The sequence below is a fragment of the Caloramator fervidus genome (assembly GCF_900108045.1).
Classification (GTDB): Bacteria; Bacillota; Clostridia; order Clostridiales; family Caloramatoraceae; genus Caloramator; species Caloramator fervidus.
Genome location: NZ_FNUK01000039.1, coordinates 1 through 6,513 on the forward strand (window position 1 = coordinate 1; position 6,513 = coordinate 6,513).

Below are 6,513 nucleotides of genomic sequence, written 5' to 3' on the forward strand. Positions count from 1 at the left end.
ATATTGAATTAAAACTATTTTAATTAATACAACAGGATCTATGCTTGGTCTCCCATTATTTAAGCAATACATGTCCTTTACAAGATCATATATGAAATCAAAATTGATAGCTTTTTCTATTTTTCTAACTAAATGATCTTCTGGAACCAATTGGTCAACAGAGATAAATTCAACTTGTTCTCTACGAATTTTATCTTTGTTGATTGTTAGCATACTTATCCTCCTTTATTACTTCGTATATTATTATATTTCGACATAAAAAAAGAGAATCCTTTTTTTGTGATGGATTCTCTTTTTAAAATTATACTTTGTCAACAATCTGTCCCGTCCTTATAGGACGGGTTTTTCCTTACAATGCTCCAATTTACCACCATTTTTGATAAGCACAATTTCGCTTATTATGCTTAAAGCAATTTCAGAAGGAGTATTGCCACCAAGTTTTATACCAATTGGAGCATAAACTTTTTTAAGATAATCTTCGTATCCCTCTTGCTTTAATTTATTAAATATATGGTTTACTTTATTTTTACTTCCTATCATGCCTATATATTTTGCATCCTTTTTTATAACTTCTTTTAATGCCTCTTCATCCTTTTCATGTCCTCTTGTAACTATTACGACATAAGAATTTTGGTTTATATTGTAGTTTCTTAAACTTTCAGCTATATCGCCTATTATTATTTCATCAGCATGTGGAAATCTTTCCTTGTTTCCGTATTCTTCTCTATCTTCAAATATAACTACATAAAAGCCTAAAAGCTTTGCAAATTTATAAAGCTCAAGGGCTATATGACCTCCACCTACAATTAAAAGCTTTTCAAAATTTCCTAAAATTTTTATAAAAACATCTACCTTTCCTCCACAATGGGATTTTAACCCACTTTCTGTTAAAGAATAGGTGCTCATTTTGTTTTCCCCATTTTTAATAGCACAAACAGCATCCTTTATAACTTCTTTTTCTAAAACTCCACCCCCAACCGTTCCAATGCTTTTCCCATCTTCATAAACCAACATTAAAAAACCTTGTTTTCCCGGGGAAGAACCGTAAGTATTTGTAATTATGCAAAGGGCCATCTTTTTGTTTTCTTTTAACCCATTTAAAATTTCTTGAAAAATTATTTTTTCCATTAAAATCCCCCCAATATAGCTTCTAAAACTCCTCCTGCAATAGCTAAAGCTTTTTCCGATACTTTAAAACAGTAATCTACATTACCTCTTGGATCTATATCCCCTATTTTCATTCCTTCATGAACAAAATATCCATCTTTTATAAGTCCCCTTATAACCCCATCTATTTTAGCCTCAACTTTTACATCATCCACCATAAGAATTAAATCTCCCTTTTTTACCACATCCCCTATATCTTTAATAAGTTTTACCTTTCCATCCTTTGGAGCTTTTAAAACCCTTTCTATTGTATACCCTAAAATTTCACCAGGAACTCCTGTATTCTCTTGAGCTTTTCCAGTATAATAAACCCTTCCAAGAAAATGTCCCCTATTTGTTTCAACAACCGCTTTTACATCAACTCCTGCTTCAAACCCTGGACCAAGCCCTATTGTTATTGGAGCCATATCTATTTTTGTTCCTAAGTTTTTCTTTGAAAGAGTCGCATCAATCAGCACATCTACATTTAAGTAATCCAATATTTTTAAGCTTTCATCAACAATAACAGGAATTTTATCATCCTTTAAAACTCTTTCTATATCCTCTATTCTTTTAACATATTTTGCAAAAACTCCCTCTACACTGCATTCCTTTTCATATATGCAAGAGGCAAAGGCTACCTTTCTTCTTATGGTAGAAGGCTTTTCTATTTCAGTCATTATAATATCAAAACCACATCTTTTTAATCTTAACGCAACTCCCGATGCAATCTCTCCTGCCCCTTTTATAAGAACCAGCTTCTTATCTAGCCTTTTAATATCCTCTTTATAATCAACATCATAAAAAATTTTAATATCCTTAAAATACACTCTATTTAATTTTTCTTCAAATCTTTTTATTATAACCTTTCCTCCAATGTCCCCTTTTAAATCCAAAAATTCATCTTTATATATATATGGAAATATACAAGGAGCTTTTATAGTATTTAAAATAAATGGGACAGTTATTTCTTTGTTTTTTTCATATTCATCAATTAAATTATTTATGTAATCACAACTAAAAAGAGGCATATCTCCAGGTAAAAACATAACCCCATCCTTTACATTTACATTTTCAAAACCAAGTTTTATAGACTGACTTTGTCCATATTCTGGATTTATATTATATATAGGTTTTACTGAATACCTCTCAGCAATTTTTTTAACCTCATCATCCTTATACACTATAAGAACCTCATCTGCCTTTGAATTTTTTGCATTTCTTATTACCCACTCTATTAAAGGAAGACCTTTATATTCTAAAAGAAGCTTATTCTCATTCATCCTTTTTGAAAATCCAGAGGCTAAAATTACTATTGAAACCATAAAATCATCTCCATTTTTCAAAAATCCCCTTTTTTGCTGATGAAACCATAAACTCAAAAGAAGTTAAATTAAATATTTTTTTAGCATACTCTCTTCTTTTTTTAGTATCAACCTTATTTATGCCAACAATTTTTCTTGATGATAAAGGACTATTTTTAAAAAGCCCAAAAGGAGAATTAATAAGTTTTGATATTACATATTCATCTATAATATCTCCTTTTTTAGAATTTGTAACTTGACAAAATCTTTCTAATCTAAAAACAGTTTTTTCAGATATTCTTTTATTAAAACAATCTATGCCTATAACTCCCATTACAACATCAGAAAAACTCGGAATTACAGGTTCGTTTTCTAAAGGAGCTTTTATTGGTAAATTCTTTGCTCCATCTCCTTCTACTAATATAAAATCAAAATTTTTAGCTATACTAAAAATTTCTTCTTCATTTAAACCAATTATTTTACCTTCTTCATTTATATATTTTCCAACAACAGTTATTTTCCCATAAAAATCTTTAGGCTCAAAATATTTAATATTAAAGTAGTAATCAAACTCACCAAAATTCGGAAAATAAATTTTTGTTGTAGTAGTAACTAAAACAGAACGTTTTGATTTTTTAAGTTCCTTTGCAGCAAAAAACATAAGGCTTGTTTTTCCTCCTGCCCCTATAAATGTTATGGTACCTTTTTCTAAGTTTAAATATTCTAACAAGAACATCCCTCGCTTTTTAAAAAAGTCTTTAATATATCCACTTGATAATCCTCATTAACCTTTTGTAAAAGTTTTATTCCTTCTTTACAGTAATAACTTAAATCTTCATTAATATAATCTTTAAATTCATCCTTCAATATTTTGTTATAATTCATATTTACTTTTATTTCTGCCTTTATCCTAAATATAATTCCCTTTTCATAGGGGCTTTTTAATTTTAAAGCATTTTTCTCAGCACTTTTTAAGCACAAAAGAGCTTGGCTATACTTTCCTTCTTTTATTAAAAGTAAAGATAGATAACCTTCTGCCACTGCCCTTAACCAATAAACATCCATTTTATTATAAAGTTCTATAGCATGCATAAGATATTCCTTTGCTCTAACATAATCTCCAAGTTCATAGCAAGCATGTCCTGCATTTGTTAAAAAAACAGTAAGCCCTATATTTGTTTTTGCTTTTTTATATATTTCTATGGCTAAGTTATAATAATTTATGGCAGATTTAAAATCCATGTTTAATCTTTTTATGTTTCCTAAATAATTTAAAACTGCTGCAGTATTGAATATGTCATTTTCACCTAAGGCCTCTAATATCATTAAAGAATGTTTTAAAATCTCCTCTGCTTTATCAAACCTTTTACGCATTATAAAGCTGAGCCCTTTAAGCCGTAGTAAAATTGCAATTTCCTTTTTGTTTTTTATTCTGCTAGCTATTTTAAACGCTTCTTCTATGTAAAAGCTCATAGCATCAACGTCATAAATTTGTATAGCATAATTTATCATTTGTCTTATAGATTTTAATAAAAACTCATCATCTTTAAGTTGTTTTGAAAGTTCTATAGATTTTTCAATATATTTTATCCCTTCATCATAATTCCCTTGCCATATGCTAAGTTTTCCTTTTATATAAAAGAATAAAAGATGTATCCTTTTGTTTTCTTCAGTTTCTTTATCTATTTCCTTTATATCATTTTCTATATTTTCTAAATTACTACAAATAGAATCCCTATCTTCATAAATATAGTCATTTGCCTCTTCTGGAAAAAGTTCATTGGTATAATTTAGATGCTCACATAAATATTTAAGTTTATATTTTGTAGCGCTTAACTTATCCTTTGCATTTTCAAAGTGATAAATAAGCCTTTTGTAATAACAAACATCCCTCTTATCATTGTTTAACCTTTTTTCAATAAGCTTGGCAATTTTTCTATGAAGAAAGGCCTTCCTTGCCTCAGAAAGACTATTATATAGAAATTCTCTAATCTTCTGATGGGTAAATTTGTAAGCTATCCCATTTTCTTTGGTCTCTTTTATTATGAATTTTTCCATAAGCTCCTCTAATATTTCTAAAAGCCTTTCATCATCTAAATTTGAAATATCTTTTATAAAATCATAGGGGGCTTCATCATAAAACATCGAAATAATTTCAGAAACTTTCTTAGCCTCATTAGAAATTCCTATAAATCTTGTATTTAACAATTCATTTATCCTTATGTTAAATTTGCCTATATCATAGTTATTTTTCAAAAGATTTATATATTCAACAATAAAAAACGTATTTCCCTCCGTATCCTTATAAACCTTATCTAAAACATCATCAGGAAGTGATTTATCAAGGCACTTTTCAATAAATTCCTTGGTCTCACTTTTGCTAAACCTTAAAAGTTCAACTTTTTCAATAACGTTATAGTTTAAAATCTGAGAATAAAATAAATTTATTTTTTTGTCATACCTTGCTGTTAATATAAAAGCTACATCTTTTTTAGCTAACATAAGCTTCTTTAATATAGATAAACTTAACTTGTCCATCCAATGAATATCTTCAAATATTATTATAAGTTTATTTTTATTTACTACTTTTAAAATAAAACTTATAATTATCTCTTCTATTAACTTACACTTATTAAAACCATATGAAATATCCTCAATATCAAACTCTAAAAAAGGGAAGAATGATGCTAAAGCTACTTTCCAGGATTTTGGTATATCCTCCTTTAATACATCTAGTTGATATAAAACATCTCCCCAGGGTTTTAAAAAGTAGTTTTCTTCTTCAGCATAACAGTTTATCTTCAAAACTTTACAATAAGGAAAGGATTTTATAAACTCCTCAACAAGCCTTGTTTTTCCAATACCTGCCTCACCAAGGATTAATATATTCTTATATAATTCTCCATTTAAAAAACTGCTATAATTATTAAATAATTTAGAATATTCCAAATTTCTTCCGTAAAAAAATTTTTCATCCCTTTCTTTTTTAAATAAAATAATTTTTTCATAAAGCCTTTTTGTACCTAAATCAGGTTTTATGCCAAGCTCCTTTAAAAGCTTTGATTCATAGTTTCTATAAAGCTCCAAGGCTTTATTTGTTTCATTAACTTTTGCATAGACCTTCATTAAAAGCCTTATAGCATTTTCATCAAATTCATCAACTTTTAATATTTTCTTTAAACAATCTTTAGCCTCAAAATATTTTTGTTGCTTTAAAAAGCTATCTACTTGCAAATAGATCATCTTTTTATATGCATCCTTTAGCTCTTCCCTTTTTTGCATTATAAATTCTTCAAAGGGTTCACAATCTTTAATGCAAAAGCCTTCTAGAAACTCCCCTTTATACTCATCAATTTGACCTTTTTGTAAAAAGTTTAAAACATCACATTCAATAAAAAGAGAGGGATTTATAGTTAGATTAGATTTTCCAAAGGAAGTGAAAACTTCAAAACCAAAGGCCTTTTTGACGTTGTATATGGCATTTCTAAGATTTTTCCTTGCTACATTTTCTTCTTGATGACTCCATAAAATATTTATAATTTCATCCCTTGTTGCTTCCTTTTTTAAAACCATATAATAAAACAATGCCTCAGCCTTTTTAAATGGAAATATTATATTTTTACCTTCAACTGTTACTAATGGACTGCCTAAAAGCCTTACCTTAACCCTCACCATCATAACCCCTCTATTAATAGTATCAGTTACTAATATTATACACATTTGTAATACAATAGTCTATAAGGTTCTATAATAAATGTTGGGGTGGTAAATAAACCTCAACATTTTTTCTTTAAATACAAAAAAGCACTTTATTCAGATGCCAGCTTTGCTAAAATATAATTAACCCACAAAATATTTTGAAAGGAGGCATCTGATAAAGTGCTTAGGAATAATTTTATCAATAATTTGCTTAATTTAAAAGATGTTTTCGTAAAAAATATTGTAAATGGTGATGATTTCGTTGAATTTCATGTTGAAACTAAAAAAAAATCTCATGTTTGCCCTTCTTGTGGCTCTACTACTTCTAAAGTCCATGACTACAGAACCCAAAAAATTAAAGACG

At 28.3% G+C, this 6,513-nt stretch carries 6 protein-coding genes; 1 reads left to right on the forward strand and 5 read right to left on the reverse strand.

Annotation, left to right across the window (positions count from 1 at the left end):
• The 5 genes from C4R78_RS09250 to C4R78_RS09270 form a co-directional block, all read right to left on the reverse strand.
• Positions 1-213 (reverse strand): transposase (locus C4R78_RS09250; protein ID WP_146057682.1); only part of this gene is annotated, 213 nt, incomplete at its 3' end.
• 117 nt (positions 214-330) lie between these two features.
• The gene (locus C4R78_RS09255) at positions 331-1,128 is read right to left on the reverse strand and encodes an XdhC family protein (protein ID WP_103896752.1); all 798 of its coding nucleotides are present in this window, start codon (positions 1,126-1,128) and stop codon (positions 331-333) included.
• Positions 1,128-2,492 carry a selenium-dependent molybdenum cofactor biosynthesis protein YqeB gene (gene yqeB / locus C4R78_RS09695; protein ID WP_103896753.1) on the reverse strand — a complete coding sequence of 455 codons (1,365 nt, stop codon included), beginning with the start codon at positions 2,490-2,492 and terminating at the stop codon, positions 1,128-1,130. Before yqeB ends, C4R78_RS09255 begins: the two co-directional genes overlap by 1 nt.
• Positions 2,476-3,180: a selenium cofactor biosynthesis protein YqeC gene (gene yqeC / locus C4R78_RS09265; protein ID WP_159945890.1), complete on the reverse strand. Its 705-nt coding sequence runs from the start codon at positions 3,178-3,180 to the stop codon at positions 2,476-2,478. The genes yqeB and yqeC overlap by 17 nt, the downstream gene beginning before the upstream one ends.
• Positions 3,174-6,125: an ATP-binding protein gene (locus C4R78_RS09270; protein ID WP_159945892.1), complete on the reverse strand. Its 2,952-nt coding sequence runs from the start codon at positions 6,123-6,125 to the stop codon at positions 3,174-3,176. Before C4R78_RS09270 ends, yqeC begins: the two co-directional genes overlap by 7 nt.
• 204 nt (positions 6,126-6,329) lie before the next feature.
• Between C4R78_RS09270 and C4R78_RS09360 the strand changes: the two genes are divergently transcribed.
• The coding region (locus C4R78_RS09360) for a transposase family protein (RefSeq protein ID WP_146057674.1) at positions 6,330-6,513 on the forward strand (184 nt) is incomplete at its 3' end.